A 14,012-nucleotide genomic window follows, 5' to 3' on the forward strand; every position below is an offset into this window, starting at 1 on the left:
TCCGCTTGTCCAACAACCGCACATCCATCCCAAAAACCTCTGCGCCCCTCATGGAAGCGGCGCAGAGGTTTCTCTTCATCCTATAGCCGATCAGCTTGCCGGCGGGTTCCGCTGTTATTATCCAATCTCAACGGCAGCTCTGCTTCGCCTTTCTCCAGCATCCCGATCAGCGCCTCCAGCCTGGAGGCTGACTCCCAGCTGAGGTGATGCTCCAGCTGCTCCGCATCCTTGAAGGCCTGCTCTTCCGGCACGCCTGCAAGCCGAAGCAGCCTGACCAGCGTCCGGTGCTTGCTGAGCAGTTGATTGCCCATCCTTAATCCTGAATACGTAAGAGCGATCTGTCCATATCTCTCATAGATCACATAGCCGCATTCCCGCAGCTTCAGCGCCATCTTGGATACAGTGGAGAGATGGACGGACAGCGCTGCCGCCACCTCCGACACTCTTACGCAGCCCGTCGACCTGGTCAGCACATAGATTTGCTTCAAATAATCCTCCATTACCGGCGTCAGCGTCATCCCGGGGCTGCGCCTCCGGCAGCGCGATGCCGGAACCAGCGCGATGCAAGGCCATGTCGGGGCGACGCGATAAAGCTGACCATAAAGACGATCCCCGTCGCAAAAGCCATCGAGCCCGATATCGAGGTATCGAGCCAAGCCGCCACATAATAGCCCGATACAGCCGACAATACGCCGAATCCGCCGCTAAGAGCGAACATCGCGAGCAGCCGGTCCGTCCATAGATAGGCGGCCGCAGCCGGTGTAATCAGCATCGCTACCACCATAATGGCGCCGACCGCGTCGAAGGCCGCAACCGTCGTTACGGATACAAGCGACATGAAGACATAATGCATCAGCACGACCGGCAATCCCAGGCTGGCCGCAAGGGCAGGGTCAAAGGACGTAATTTTCCACTCCTTATAGAAAGCAAGCACCGCGACCAGCACGACAATCAGGACGATCGACAGAATAAAGACGGCTTCCGGTATGGAACCGATAAAGGGCAGCTCGATTCTCTCCCAAGGAATAAAGGTAATCTCCCCCATCAGCGTATGCTTCACATCCAGATGCGCATTGCCGACCTTCGTCGCAATCAGCACGACGCCGATTGCGAAGAGCGTGGTGAATACAACGCCGATAGAGGCCTCTTGCTGCACGCCTCTGGCATGGAACCACTGCACCAGCACCGAAGTAAGCAAGCCTGCGGCGATCGCCCCGATGAGCATGTGCACGCCGCTTAGCTCCCTGGTCACTAAATACGCTACAACAATGCCGAGCAGCACCGTATGGCTGATCGCATCGGCCATCATCGCCATCCTCCGCAGAATGAGCAGCACGCCGATAATGCCGCAAGAAAGGCCCACAAGCGATGCTGTCAACAAGATCCAGCCTGCATAGCTCATCCCGCTTCCCCCCTCTCCAGCACACGCTGCGTAGACATTGGCCGATCAAGAGACTTCTTCTGCGCATAACGCTGCAGCAGAAGGACGAGCAGTCCCTTGCTCGCGCCGAAAGCAAGCGACACGATAAAGATCGTGGACGCGGCAATGACGATGAACGGACCCGTCGGCCAGCCTTTGCCGAAGGTGCTGATCAGCGTGCCCGCCATCCCTGACATGCCTCCGAAGAGGCCCGACAGCACGACCATCCACAGAAAGGAATTGGTCCAATATCTGGAGCTGACAGCCGGAATGATCAGCAGTGCCGCCATCAATATGACGCCAACCGCTTGAATGCCGATCACGATAACCAGCACAAGCACCGTCATATAGATGCTGCTCATCCAGCGGCTGGAGAGCCCTAGTCCTTTGGCGAATTGCGGGTCGAACAGATAGAGCTTCCACTCCTTAAAGGCGATGATTGAGATCAGGACTACCAGCAAGGCTAGTCCCGACATCGTGAATACATCCTTGCGGACCATTGAGGCTGCTTGCCCGAAGATGAAGCTGTCCAGACCGCTCTGGCTGCCGCCTCCCATCCGGTTCACGAAGGTGAGCAGCATAATGCCAAGTCCGAAGAATACAGACAGAATCATGCCCATCGCGGCATCCTCCTTCACCCTGCTGGACGAGCGGATCCACCCAATGAGCAGCGCTCCCAGCAGGGCGCTTGCCGCCGCCCCTCCAATCATAAGCGGCAGGTTCTTGCTCCCTGCAATCATAAATCCGATAATGACGCCCGGCAGCGCGGCATGCGACAGCGCGTCGCTCATGAGGCTTTGCCGCTTCCAATAGGCGAAGCATCCCATCACGCCCGCTGCCACTCCTAATATCAGGGTGCTGAAGAGCACCCACTGAGCATTATGTGACAGTGCCAGACTCATCCCAGCTTCTCCCCCATCCATCTGAGCGTTCCGCCGTAAGTGCGGAATATATTTTCCCTCGTAAAAGTTTCCGCCGTCGCCCCGTGCGCCACGACGCTCCGACTCAGCATGAGCACCTGATCGAAGTAATCCTCCACCGTCTGCAAGTCATGGTGGACGACCATAACTGTGCGCCCCTTGTTCTTGAGCACCTTGAGCGTATCCATAATCGCCCGCTCCGTCGCCGCGTCGACGCCGGCAAGCGGCTCATCAAGGAAGTACAGATCTGCGTCCTGCACGAGCGCCCGCGCCAGGAATACTCGCTGCTGCTGCCCGCCCGACAATTGGCTGATCTGGCGGTCGGCGAATGCGGCCATGCCCATCTCTTCCAGCGCGCCCATAGCCAGATCGCGATGCATGCGCTTCGGCCGCTTCAGCCAGCCAATCTTGCCATAGAGCCCCATCATGACCACATCAAGCGCATTCGTCGGGAAATCCCAATCGACCGAGCCTCGCTGCGGAACATAGCCTATTCTGGACTTCGCCTTGCTGTAGTCCTTGCCGAAAAACCGGACGGAACCGGACAGCCGCGGATGAAGATCAAGCATCACCTTCAGCAACGTCGACTTGCCTGCGCCGTTCGGCCCGACAATGCTTGTCAGCGTTCCCGGCTGCACATCGAACCGGACATCATTCAGCACCTTGTTCTTTCTGTAGGAAGCGGTTAATCCGCTGACGCTTAATACCGGCATCATCGTGATTGCTCCTCTCCGCTAAGCGCTTTAGTTATCGTATCTACGTTATGGGCGTACATGCCAAGGTAAGTGCCTTCCTTCGTTCCCGCCTCTCCCATTGCATCGGAGAACAGCTCGCCGCCGAGCTTTACATCCAGCCCCCGCTTCTTCGCCCCTTCGATAACGGCATTGATAGAAGCCGGATTGATGCTGCTCTCGATAAAGACGGCTGGAACATCATGCTCCACCAGCGTAGCGATTGTGTCGTCGATATCCGACAGCCCGATCTCGTCCTCCGTGCTAAGCCCCTGCAAGCCGACGACCTGGATGCCCAGCAACCTGCCGAAATAGCCGAACGCATCATGCGCGGTAACCAGAATCCGTTGGTCCTGCGGAATTTGGGCCACCTTCTGCATCGCTTCTTCCTTCAAGGCATCCAGCTTCTCGAAGTAGCTCTTCCGGTTGTCCTCGAAGTAATCCGCATCTTCCGGATACGCCTTCTTCAGCTCGTCCGCGGCAGCAGACAAAGCCTCCTTCCACAAGTCGATATCGAACCAGATATGGGGATCAATCGCTCCGCCTTCATCCGTCAGCAGTTTCTCCTCAGAGATGACTTCTCCAATTGCGAGTACAGGCCTGTTCTTGCCGATCTCCTCGAACACCTTCAGCATATTGGACTCCAGATGCAGACCGCTGTAAAAAATCATATCGCCGTTCTCCAGCGTAGCAATATCGCCTTGCGTCGCCGTGTACAGATGGGGATCGACCCCTGGACCCATCAAGCTATGTACCTCAACCTTGTCGCCCCCGATGACAGACAGCGGCTCGGCGATTTGAGCGATCGTCGTCACGATATTGATTTTGCCGCTTTCGTTTTTGACTGGCTTCTTCCCTCCATCACTGCAAGCGGCCAGAAGCAAAGATAATGACAATACAAGCAGGACCGCGGTCCATCCTCTCCTCTTTCCGATCAACCCGTTTCTCACGTTTCTCTCTCCTCCTGATTCCCCTCGATCCCAATTTGACCAAGGCAACAAAATATGATTAACCACAAAAGTTTTTCCCTAGTGCAAAACTAATGGTTAAATACAAAATAGTAGACACAGGGCAATTTGTCAACCTTTTTTTGGACTTCTTTTCAAGCGGGCTTGTACATATAGCTTATAGATGGAATGATTTGGAATGGGTATTTTTCCGAAGCAAAAAGGGGGATGGAGTCTATGAGCGGACATATGATGGCCATGGTGCTATGCGCGCTCTCTACAGGCATCGGCGCCTTTCCCGTCTTGTTCTTCCGCCGAATCTCCCATAGGCGAATGGATATGCTGCTGGCGTATACAGCAGGGGTCATGGTCGCCGCCTCCACATACGGTCTTATTCCCGCGTCTCTGAAGTTGACCAATCTGTATGTACTTTTCTTTGCAGTGTTGACGGGTGCTCTCCTGCTCAGCATGCTGGAGCAATTCGTGCCGCATGTGGATCTTGGGCATGAACGGGGAGGCGTCGCGCTGCCGCGCGAATCGCTGACGCTTGTCATGGCAATGGCGCTTCATAATGTGCCGGAGGGGTTGTCCGTGGGAGCAAGCTTCGCCAGCGGAAGCGACAATCTCGGCGTCATCGTCTCGCTGTCCATCGGACTGCAGAATGCGCCGGAGGGATTTCTTGTGGGGTTGTTTCTTGTGAATCAGGGCGTGAGGCGGCGCATTGCAGTGCTTGTCGCGGCATTGACCGGATTGATCGAGATGGCGGGCGCCCTTATCGGCTATCAGCTGGCCAGCGTGGCAGCGTCGCTTGTGCCGTATGGCCTGGCATTTGCCGCTGGCGCCATGCTCTTTATCGTATACAAGGAGCTGATTCCGGAGACGCATGGACATGGCTATGAGCGGTCGGCAACCTTTGCGTTTTTGCTCGGCCTGCTCAGCATGATAGGCGTTGTGGAGTGGTTCCGGTAATGAGGAATGTGCTTTCCGCAGTTGATTGCGGTTGGTTAAAAAACTTTCCCTAGGGAAACATAAATCAGGCAAGCTACAACATGATTAATGGAGGCTGACATGCTGCTCATTTACGCTCTTGCATTGCTACTTGTCGGATTATTTGCGGTCAACGGCATCTTCGCCTACCAGAGCAAGCACATCGATCCCGCCTTCTGGACGACCGTCTGGTATCAGACCAAGCTGATCCCGATATTTTTTGCCGCCAATCTGATGATTGGCTATGGAGTCAAGTTTGTGCACCAGTCATTCGGCAATCTGACCTTCGCCCTTACCCTGTCCAAAGGCGTTGAAATCGTCGTCTGTGTCGTGCTGGGCTTCCTCTTCTTGAAGGAAGTGCCGAAATGGAACACTTATGTCGGACTGGTGATGGTCATTGCCGGATTCTGGGTGACAAAAATGAAATGATGGGCATAGCGGGGCTTCAGCTTCAACCGGCCCTACTCTGCACCCAAGGATTGGCGGATGAAGGCGATAAAGGAACGCACTGCGCCGGAAAGCTGCTCCTCATCCCGATAAGCAAGACAAATATGCCGCTTGTTCTCATAACGCGGGAGGCTTCTCATGACCAGCTCTCCCGCCTCCACCTCCCGCCCTACGCTGCGGGCAGGCAGAATGCCGATCCCCATATTGCACTTGATCGCTTCTTTGATCGTCTCGATCGCCCCCAGCTCCATCACCTGACCCCACTGCAAGCCATTTCCCTTAGCCCATTCGTCGGACAGCGTCCGCGAGGTCGATCCCACTTCATGCAGTAAAAAAGTCTCGTCCCGCATCTGGTCGACCGTTATCGGATCGGACACGGACAACGGGTTAAGCGGCGAAATCAGCAGCTTCAGCTCGTCCTGTACAAGCGGCACAATGATCAGTCCCTGCTCTTCAAGCGAGCCAAGCGAGACAATACCCGCATCAATCTCATAATCCCTCAGCATCGCCAGCACAGACTCCGCCTGCTTCACCGTCAGCATAAGCGACACATCCGGATTGAGATTGCGGTAGGAAGCAAAATGCGGAGGCAGCACATAGGTAGCAGGCGTATAGCTTGCCCCGATCCGCAGCCTTCCGCCCCGCTTGCTGGCATATGACGCCATAGCGCTGCTTGCCGTCTCGGTCAAATGCACAATTCTCCGAGCATAGGGAAGCAGCTCCGCCGCCGCTTCGTTCGGATGCAGGCTTCGCGACTGCTTGCGGAACAGCTCCACCCCAAGCTCTTCTTCCAGCTTGCGCAGATGGAAGCTGACAGTCGGCTGCTTCAGCCCCAGCCTGTCGGCCGACTCCGCAAGCGTTCTCCCTCCGCACATCTCGATAAACACCTTCAGCTGCTGAATATTCAAGCTGTATCCCCTCTTCCGTATTGGTTGCCTAAAATATAGATGATATCTATATGTTTATCAATACATATAGATGTTATTTAACAAAAAATCGACATCGCGTTAACGTTCAACTGACAAACCGTTGGTAGAGTTAGACATGCAGGGCCAATAACCTTCTGGAGGGAATCAATCAATGAATACGTACCGCAACAGCAAGCTTAGCCTCTTGCTCATTCTGGCGCTTGCGCTTGTCTTAAGCGCATGCGGCAGCGGCAATGGAAATAAGGGCGCGAATTCGGGCGCCGGCACTACTGCGCCTACGGCAACCCCGGAGCAGAGCAGCCAGCCGGCCGAGTCGCCGGCCGCGCAAGACGAAGGAACGCTGACCGTCTATCTGAACGACTTCGATGATATGATCGCACCGCTCTTCGAAGCTGCAACCGGCTATAAGGTTGAGCTGATCGTAGGCAACGGCGCCGAGATCATGTCCCGCGTCGAAGCCGAGAAAGGCAATCCGCACTGGGATGTGCTTTGGATGGATGCGATGCCTTCCATTCACGGCCTTGGCGAGGCTGGCCAGCTGATGGAATGGACACCGGACAATCTGGGCAATCTGGATGAATTCGCTCAGGGCTTCGTGCCGGAGAAGCACTGGTACTTCCCTACTGGAGCTCACGCAGCAGGCGTTATCGTGTACAACAAGGACAAGGTCAAAGCGGAAGATGCTCCCGCTTCCTGGGAGCAATTCGACGACGCGCAATACAAGGGCATGATAGGCATGGCAGACCCGGCAATCGCCGCTCCCGCTTACCCTTACGTATCCTGGTTCTTCAATGACCTCGGCATGGATAAGGGACAGCAATACTTCGGCGCCTTGATGAAAAACGGCCTGAAAGTGTATCCGAAAAATCCGAACGTCGTCAGCGCCCTGACAAGCGGCGAGATTTCCATCGCGGCGCTTCAGGAGAGCAACGCATACGCCATGGTCAACAAGGGCGAACCGATCGAGATTGTATGGCCGGAGGAAGGCGCGCCGGCATCCGTACGGGTAGCCGCCATCCAGAAGGATACCAAAAACCCGAATGCCGCCAAGGCGTTCATCGAATTCCTGCTTGATCCGGCTACTCAGCAAGCGCTGGTCGATGAAGGGGATGAAAGCTACTTCCAGCCTTCGGCGAAGGGCGTTACGCCTAGACCGGACCGCGCAGCCCATGCGAAGCTCGTAGCAGCCGACGCTTCCTGGGCATCCCAGAATGAAGCGGCGATCAAGCAATGGTTCGCCGACCAGTCTGTACAATAACCGATGCGATCCATAGGCAGGGACAAGCTGGGATGGAGCGTCAGCGCCATCCTGATCGTCCTCGTCATGCTCCCCCTGGCGGCAGTCATGATACAAGTGCTGCTGCCGGGGGTTTTCTTCGGCAATTGGCAACTCGGCGACTGGAAGCTGCTGCTCCAAATCTTTCACCGGCCATTATGGCAAAAGTCGCTTGAGAACTCGCTGCTGCTAGGCATTGGCACAACTTTATTCGGCACGATGCTGGGCGCGGCGCTTGCCGCCATCCGCTCCAGCTGGTCTTTCCCGACCGCAAAGCTGCTCGACGCTTCTGTCTGGCTGCTGCTCATTACCCCGTCCTTCATATTGGCGCAAGGCTGGGTGCTCTTCGCATCCGGCGGCGGCATCGCTGTCCAGCTGTTCGGCTGGCATTGGGTGAAGGATGCGATCTTCCATCCTGCCGGTCTGATCTTTATGATGACGCTGAGCAAATTCCCATTCGCTTATCTTAGCGTACACGCCGCTCTGGAGTGGAAGGTCGACCAGCTCTCGCAAGCGGCGCGCCTATGCGGAGCATCCGCATGGACGACTTGGCGCACCATTCATGCGCCGCTGCTGCTTCCGGCCCTTCTGGCTGGCGCTGCGCTCGTCTTCATGGATACAATCGGGGACTTCGGCATGCCGGCGTCCATCGCGGCCGTCTACCGCTTCCCGACGCTGCCTTATTCCATCTATTCGGCAATCTATACGTCGCCGATCCGGTTCGATATGGCCGGCGTGCTGTCGTTCTATCTGGTCGCGCTGATCGGACTGGCTATGATGCTGCAATTTTACGCGCTTAAGCGCTCCCGCTTCGACTTTCTGAATGCAAGAGCCTCGCGTTCGGTTCCCAGATCGGCGGGCCGTTTCACGCCTCTGCTCACGGCGATGAATCTGCTGTTTCTGCTGCTCGTGATTGGAGTGCCTGTCGGCTCCAATATCGTAATTTCCTTGCTGAAGACGCAAGGCGGAGGCGTGACGACAGACAATCTCACCTTCGAGCATTACCGCAGCTTGTTCAGCTCGTCCAGCACGCTTCTGACCGGGCTGCGGCATTCGCTTGCCATTGCCGGAGCCGCCGCCATCCTGGGATTGATCATCGGCCTTGGCGTTGCCTATGTGCTGACCTATTCCGGCTTCCGGTTCAAGCGCTCGATTGAAGTCTTCTCGATCATTACGCTTGCCGTACCCGGCGTCGTACTAGGCATCGGCTATATCTTCGTCTGGAATCAGAAGTGGCTGGAGCCGCTTGGGCTGCTGCTTTATGGCACGCCATGGATTCTTGTGCTGGCCGCGATCGCAGGAGCAATCCCGGTTATTACCCGGCTGATGACGGGAGCTATGGCCAAGGTGCCCGGCAATCTGCTGTCCGCGGCCCAGCTTCAAGGCGACAGCTTCCTGGACCGGATGCGTTACATTCTGCTGCCGCTTATTCGCGGAGCGCTGCTGTCTGCGGGACTTGCGGCATTCGGCGCAAGCATATTCGATCTCGCGGTCAGCTCCATCCTGTTCCCGCCCAAATTCGTGACCCTTCCCGTCGCGATTAACAAGGCGTTCGAGGACTTGAACTTCGGCTATGCCTCTGCGGCTACCGTCACAAGCTCCCTCGTTGTCATTCTTATCATTCTGGCGATAGAGCTGCTGCTTCGCCGCAAGGAGGCATCATCATGACACAGGCATCCGGCAACAATATTCTGCTAGGCATATCCGGCGTGACCAAAAACTACGGCAGCTTCCAGGCCTTGAAGGGCATCTCGCTTGAGATGAAGCAAGGCGAAATCATTAGCGTGCTCGGGCCGTCAGGCTGCGGCAAATCCACGCTTCTGCAGCTGGTCGCCGGCTTGTCCCAGCCCGATGGCGGCACGATCCGGCTCGGCGGCGACATCGTCGCCACCGCCAAGTCGCTGGTGCCCCCGGAGAAACGGGGCGTCAATATGGTATTCCAGGACTATGCGCTATGGCCCCATATGTCCGTGACGGACAATATTGAATATGGACTGAAGCGCATGAAGCTGGGGAAGGAAGAAATAAAGGCCAGAGTGACCGAACTGCTGAGCCTTCTTCATCTGGAAGGTCTGGAGAAGCGGCTTCCGCCCCAACTCTCAGGAGGACAGCAGCAGCGCGTTGCCATTGCCAGAGCGCTTGCGACGAGGCCGAAGCTGATGCTGCTCGATGAGCCGCTGTCCAATCTGGATATGAGACTGCGCGTAGAGATGCGCACGGAGATGGCATATTTGTTCCGGAAGATGGGCATCAGCGTATTCCATGTCACCCATGATCCGGACGAAGCGTTCGCCATGGCGGACCGGCTGCTTATCATGCGTGCGGGGAGAATCGACCAGCTCGACACGCCGGAGCAGTGCTTCAAGCAGCCTGCAAGCCGCTGGTCCGCTTCCTTAATGGGAGCGTTCAACACCTTAAAGGGCAAGATCATAGATCATACGGATGCTCATCCTGCCATTCAAATCGGAAGCCAGACGATTCGGGGCATCATGCCCGCAGACCAGTCAGTCGCTAGCAGCGGCCGAAGCACAACGGATGGGCTGCTCATGTTCCGGCCGGAAGAATTGACTCCTATCTCTATGCAAGAGAATCTCTCAGATGACACTCCGGACAATCAACTGAACGTCCAAATCGTCCATTGTTCCTTCGAAGGCACAAAGTGGCGTGCAGTAGCCGCTACCGATTGCGGTCAGAAGCTATATATTGTTCATGAGACCCCTCTGGCCGCAGGCGAGCGGATAACCCTCCGTCTGCCCCTGCAATCGGCTTATATGTATTGGGAAGAGGACGAAAGGTAGTCGATCGACGTGAATAATGACAACAAGATGGCCGGCTCTAAGCGGCTGCTGGCCATATCGGATATACACGGGCATCGGGATGGACTGATGCGCCTGCTGCATCAAGCAGCCTATGATCCCGCGCAGGACCAACTGCTGCTGCTTGGCGATTATATCGATGCCGACAATCCCGTCTCCTGGGGGACGCTGGAAGTTGTAAGGGAACTGGTCTCGCAAGGGGCCATCGCCATTCCCGGCAATCAGGAGCTGAAGCTCGCCGCAATGTCCAAACGGCACCGGAATCGCGGAAGGCTTCCCGGACAGCAGCACCAGTATGTGAAATGGATTCATTCGCTTCCCCTCTGCATCATCGATTATGATATATTGTTCGTGCATGCCGGACTGCGGCCTGGCATCCCGCTTCGCGAGCAGTCTGTCCGCGACATGACGGAGATCCGCGAAGACTTCTTTACTTATCCGCTTCGGCATCTCGCTTCGCTTATCGATAACGACGAAAGCAACCGGAGCAAGCCCCTATGGCGTCGGATCATGTTCGGCCATACGCCGACCAGCAAGCTCGGCGCCGCTCCCGGCGATATCTGGACAGACGGCCGCCGAATCGGCATCGATACTGGCGCGAAGCACGGACAGCGTCTCACGCTGCTCGATGTTCGTGAAGGAATCACCTATTCCTGCCCCACGGAGCCGGGCTACCGCAGCGGCGAGTGTTCCCAGGGCATTGCCCTAGGCGTCAAAATCCAGCTCCACCATGATGCCGGACCATCAATCTGACAACAAAAAACTCCCGTTCCACATATTCTGTGGAGCCGGGAGTTTCTTTCATTCCACCTATGCTGCCGAGCCGCGAAGCATGCTCTTCATGTAGCTGTTGCTGGCAAGCAGGAAGTAGATAGTCTGCATGCCCACATAAATGCCGATTACGACAAATGAGTAGATCCAATTGGATGTATTCATCATATTGTCGAGCGAGCGCATTGCGAACAGCGCATGGCTTATACCCACAATACATGGAATAAAGAATATAATCGCAATCTGTGAGACGACAACACGGCGTACTTCCTTCTTCGTCATGCCGATGCGGCTGAGACCCTTGAACTGAGCCTGATCTTCCTGGATTTCTGTGAAGAGCTTGAAGTAGATCATGCTGCCCGCTGCGATAAAGAACAGCAAGCTGATGAACAAGCCGATGAATAGCGTCAAGGATACCGTCTCGTTAAGCTCCGAATACCTCTGCGGACGGGTGAAATCGACTTCGTACTTCATATCGTCTGGAACCAGCTTAACCAGCTTCTCCACGATCGGAGCGGCTTTCTCCCAGTTTTTCAGCTCGTAGCCATAGAACACCAGTTGCTCGTCCTCGCTGATTCCCGAGAGTGTATTGATATACGTCAAGTCATCCATGACCAGCGTCAGTGAATTGGCATCAATCCAGTTGTTCGTGACGCTTGTATCTATGGAACCGGACACGGGAAGCTCGATTTTCTCCCCATTCACGTATCCTGCAGCCTTCCCGCTGCCGAATTGCGTCTTGTCAAAGTTGCGGTACAGCAGCGTAAGCTTGCCGCTCTCTACAGCTAGCTGCGGCTTGCCCTGCTCCTTCGCCAGCTTGTTGTAATCGGAGGCCGAAATAATCATCGCATTGCGCTGGTATTCATTCGTCTCGTCATGTCCGTTGCCGAGCTGGGTTGACGTGTCGCCGTCAAAGGTAATCGAGTATTTCTCGAGTCCGATACCGACGATCTTGGCTTCATAATCGTATGAGAAGCCGCCTTCCTTCACAATTCGCTGCAGATCGTCCGGATTGATCACATTATGCGTGTAAAGCCCTTTCTCTACGTAAGCAAACGAGAAGGGAGAGGATTTCACGAGGTCTTGCTTGCCTTGGACATGCATGATATAGACCGTGCCCAGCGCTGTCATAATGACTGCGCTCAGGATGGATACGACGAACAGAATGCGGGCGTTATCTCTAATTTTGTAGCCCAGCTGCGCGAAGATCAGCATATTGGTTCGTTTGTAATACAAGCCGTGCCGCTTCTGAATGAACTTGAGAATGACGATGCTCAGCTGAGTGAATAAGAAATACGTTCCGACAACGACCGTGATCAAGATTGGCAGCGCCAGAATAACAAAGTTGTAGCTGTCCATCATAAGCGCCATGCCATATCCCATTGCAAGGCTTAGCGCCCCGATGATGACAAGCCAGCGCGAGAAGATCAGCTTGCCCTTCGGCTGTCTCGACGCCTTCAGCAGATCGATAATCTCGGTACGGCCCATTCTAAGCACAGTCCAGAAGGAAATGAGCAGGAACAGGGCAAAAAATCCACCTGCCGTCAGCCATACCGCCTTCAGCGGCACCGCGAATGCAATCGAATCGCTCATGCCAAGCAGAGCGGCCAGCGCCATGAAGAACAGCTTGCTGAACAGAATGCCGAGACCGATGCCTACGGCGATCGCCATGATGGCAATGACGATATTCTCATAGATAACCAGCTTGCGAAGCTGAGATTTGGTCATCCCGAATAAGGAGAATAACCCGAACTCCTGCTTCCTCGTCTTCAGAAACGCGGAATTGGAATAGAGGATGAACAGAAAGGAAAATACCATAATGATATACAAGCAGAACTGCATGCCGTCGCGCACCTTCGCCGCGCTCAGAATATGGCCGTTCACCACATCCGGGTGGTTCAGGAAGGACGCATACAAATAGAAAATCAATACCGAAAATACGCTGCTAAGGAAAAACGCGCTGTATGAACGCCAATTCCCCCGTACATTGCTAAGCGCGAGCGAACGGAACGTCATCGAAATTCCCTCCCAGCACGCTCAGCGCGTCCAATATTTGTTGGAAGAACGCCTGGCGGTTCGAGCCTCTGCGAATCTCCGAGAAAAACTTGCCGTCTTTAATAAAGACGATGCGCTGACAATAGCTGGCGGAGAACGGGTCATGCGTTACCATCAGCACAGTTGCCTTGAATTTCTCATTCATTTCCTTCAGCGCGTCCATGACGTCCTTGGCAGCCTTGGAGTCCAGGTTGCCGGTCAGCTCGTCCGCAAGCACAAGCGAAGGCTTGTGAATAATCGCCCGCGCTATCGCCGCGCGCTGCTTCTGTCCGCCCGACACTTCATAAGTCCGCTTATCCAGAATGGCGGCGATCTGCAGCATCTCTGCAATCGGCCCAAGCCGCTGCTCGATCAGCTTCGGCGCCATGCCTTCCATGACAAGCGGCAGAATGATGTTTTCCTTGATGGATAACGTGTCCAGCAGATTGAAATCCTGGAATACGAAGCCCAGCTCCCGCCTGCGGAACAATGCCAGCTTGTTGTCGCTCAGCTTCGTCGGATTTACGCCGTTGATCTCGATCGCACCTGACGTCGGCCTGTCGATTGTTGCCAGCAAATTAAGCAGCGTCGTTTTGCCGCTGCCAGATGGTCCCATTACGCCGACGAACTCTCCCGCTTCAACCTCCAGATCGATATTTTCCAGCGCTTTATATACGACATTGCCTTTAGTGCTATATATTTTGCCTAACCCTTGCGCTCTTAGTACGCTCATT

14 protein-coding genes are annotated in these 14,012 nt (G+C 55.3%); 6 read left to right on the forward strand and 8 right to left on the reverse strand.

Translation table 11 applies throughout. The features are described 5' to 3' along the window. Nucleotides 1–80: 80 nt before the first annotated feature. Genes D3P09_RS07890 through D3P09_RS07910 form a run of 5 tightly spaced genes read right to left on the reverse strand, consistent with a single transcriptional unit; the run spans nt 81 to nt 4,021 of the window. A complete protein-coding gene (locus D3P09_RS07890; RefSeq protein WP_120108763.1) occupies nt 81–518 on the reverse strand; it encodes a metal-dependent transcriptional regulator in 438 nt (145 codons plus the stop codon). Next, the gene (locus tag D3P09_RS07895; protein WP_120108765.1) at nt 515–1,402 is read right to left on the reverse strand and encodes a metal ABC transporter permease; all 888 of its coding nucleotides are present in this window, start codon (nt 1,400–1,402) and stop codon (nt 515–517) included. Before D3P09_RS07895 ends, D3P09_RS07890 begins: the two co-directional genes overlap by 4 nt. Continuing rightward, nucleotides 1,399–2,322, reverse strand: a complete 924-nt coding sequence (locus tag D3P09_RS07900; RefSeq protein WP_120108767.1) for a metal ABC transporter permease — start codon at nt 2,320–2,322, stop codon at nt 1,399–1,401. The genes D3P09_RS07895 and D3P09_RS07900 overlap by 4 nt, the downstream gene beginning before the upstream one ends. Beyond that, nucleotides 2,319–3,053: a metal ABC transporter ATP-binding protein gene (locus D3P09_RS07905; RefSeq protein ID WP_120110593.1), complete on the reverse strand. Its 735-nt coding sequence runs from the start codon at nt 3,051–3,053 to the stop codon at nt 2,319–2,321. Before D3P09_RS07905 ends, D3P09_RS07900 begins: the two co-directional genes overlap by 4 nt. Further along, nucleotides 3,053–4,021 (reverse strand): metal ABC transporter solute-binding protein, Zn/Mn family, encoded by a 969-nt coding sequence (locus tag D3P09_RS07910; RefSeq protein ID WP_243643973.1) that lies wholly within the window; start codon nt 4,019–4,021, stop codon nt 3,053–3,055. The genes D3P09_RS07905 and D3P09_RS07910 overlap by 1 nt, the downstream gene beginning before the upstream one ends. Before the next feature lie 234 nt (nt 4,022–4,255). On the opposite strand from D3P09_RS07910, the gene D3P09_RS07915 reads away from it, so the two are divergent. After that, nucleotides 4,256–4,987, forward strand: coding sequence for a ZIP family metal transporter (locus D3P09_RS07915; RefSeq protein ID WP_120108769.1), 732 nt, complete (start codon nt 4,256–4,258; stop codon nt 4,985–4,987). Nucleotides 4,988–5,086: 99 nt separating this feature from the next. Beyond that, a complete protein-coding gene (locus D3P09_RS07920; protein ID WP_120108770.1) occupies nt 5,087–5,434 on the forward strand; it encodes a hypothetical protein in 348 nt (115 codons plus the stop codon). A gap of 32 nt (nt 5,435–5,466) precedes the next feature. Here the strand turns inward: D3P09_RS07920 and D3P09_RS07925 are convergent, their stop codons facing one another. Further along, the gene (locus D3P09_RS07925; protein ID WP_120108772.1) at nt 5,467–6,360 is read right to left on the reverse strand and encodes a LysR family transcriptional regulator; all 894 of its coding nucleotides are present in this window, start codon (nt 6,358–6,360) and stop codon (nt 5,467–5,469) included. A 172-nt stretch (nt 6,361–6,532) separates the two neighbouring features. On the opposite strand from D3P09_RS07925, the gene D3P09_RS07930 reads away from it, so the two are divergent. The 4 genes from D3P09_RS07930 to D3P09_RS07945 are packed head-to-tail and all read left to right on the forward strand — an operon-like array spanning nt 6,533 to nt 11,226. Next, complete coding sequence (locus tag D3P09_RS07930) at nt 6,533–7,639, forward strand: extracellular solute-binding protein (RefSeq protein ID WP_120108774.1); 1,107 nt, start codon at nt 6,533–6,535, stop codon at nt 7,637–7,639. Nucleotides 7,640–7,642: 3 nt separating this feature from the next. Then, nucleotides 7,643–9,325 carry an ABC transporter permease gene (locus D3P09_RS07935; RefSeq protein ID WP_120108776.1) on the forward strand — a complete coding sequence of 561 codons (1,683 nt, stop codon included), beginning with the start codon at nt 7,643–7,645 and terminating at the stop codon, nt 9,323–9,325. Continuing rightward, nucleotides 9,322–10,455, forward strand: coding sequence for an ABC transporter ATP-binding protein (locus tag D3P09_RS07940; protein WP_120108778.1), 1,134 nt, complete (start codon nt 9,322–9,324; stop codon nt 10,453–10,455). Before D3P09_RS07935 ends, D3P09_RS07940 begins: the two co-directional genes overlap by 4 nt. A 9-nt stretch (nt 10,456–10,464) precedes the next feature. Next, the gene (locus D3P09_RS07945; protein ID WP_120108780.1) at nt 10,465–11,226 is read left to right on the forward strand and encodes a metallophosphoesterase; all 762 of its coding nucleotides are present in this window, start codon (nt 10,465–10,467) and stop codon (nt 11,224–11,226) included. A 57-nt stretch (nt 11,227–11,283) separates the two neighbouring features. On the opposite strand, the gene D3P09_RS07950 is transcribed toward D3P09_RS07945, so the two are convergent. Together D3P09_RS07950 and D3P09_RS07955 are read right to left on the reverse strand one after the other, a co-directional pair. Continuing rightward, nucleotides 11,284–13,260 (reverse strand): ABC transporter permease, encoded by a 1,977-nt coding sequence (locus tag D3P09_RS07950; protein ID WP_120108782.1) that lies wholly within the window; start codon nt 13,258–13,260, stop codon nt 11,284–11,286. After that, nucleotides 13,235–14,011 carry an ABC transporter ATP-binding protein gene (locus D3P09_RS07955; RefSeq protein WP_120108783.1) on the reverse strand — a complete coding sequence of 259 codons (777 nt, stop codon included), beginning with the start codon at nt 14,009–14,011 and terminating at the stop codon, nt 13,235–13,237. Before D3P09_RS07955 ends, D3P09_RS07950 begins: the two co-directional genes overlap by 26 nt. Nucleotide 14,012: the final 1 nt, after the last annotated feature.

The organism is Paenibacillus pinisoli, from assembly GCF_003605435.1.
GTDB lineage: Bacteria > Bacillota > Bacilli > Paenibacillales > Paenibacillaceae > Pristimantibacillus > Pristimantibacillus pinisoli.

Bases quoted from the DNA above. Each gene is read 5' to 3' on its own strand.
- D3P09_RS07900 (WP_120108767.1), bottom strand. From the start codon at position 2,322: ATGAGTCTGGCACTGTCACATAATGCTCAGTGGGTGCTCTTCAGCACC.
- D3P09_RS07905 (WP_120110593.1), bottom strand. From the start codon at position 3,053: ATGCCGGTATTAAGCGTCAGCGGATTAACCGCTTCCTACAGAAAGAAC.
- D3P09_RS07955 (WP_120108783.1), bottom strand. From the start codon at position 14,011: ATGAGCGTACTAAGAGCGCAAGGGTTAGGCAAAATATATAGCACTAAA.
- D3P09_RS07940 (WP_120108778.1), top strand. From the start codon at position 9,322: ATGACACAGGCATCCGGCAACAATATTCTGCTAGGCATATCCGGCGTG.
- D3P09_RS07890 (WP_120108763.1), bottom strand. From the start codon at position 518: ATGACGCTGACGCCGGTAATGGAGGATTATTTGAAGCAAATCTATGTG.
- D3P09_RS07935 (WP_120108776.1), top strand. From the start codon at position 7,643: ATGCGATCCATAGGCAGGGACAAGCTGGGATGGAGCGTCAGCGCCATC.
- D3P09_RS07920 (WP_120108770.1), top strand. From the start codon at position 5,087: ATGCTGCTCATTTACGCTCTTGCATTGCTACTTGTCGGATTATTTGCG.
- D3P09_RS07915 (WP_120108769.1), top strand. From the start codon at position 4,256: ATGAGCGGACATATGATGGCCATGGTGCTATGCGCGCTCTCTACAGGC.
- D3P09_RS07930 (WP_120108774.1), top strand. From the start codon at position 6,533: ATGAATACGTACCGCAACAGCAAGCTTAGCCTCTTGCTCATTCTGGCG.
- D3P09_RS07895 (WP_120108765.1), bottom strand. From the start codon at position 1,402: ATGAGCTATGCAGGCTGGATCTTGTTGACAGCATCGCTTGTGGGCCTT.
- D3P09_RS07950 (WP_120108782.1), bottom strand. From the start codon at position 13,260: ATGACGTTCCGTTCGCTCGCGCTTAGCAATGTACGGGGGAATTGGCGT.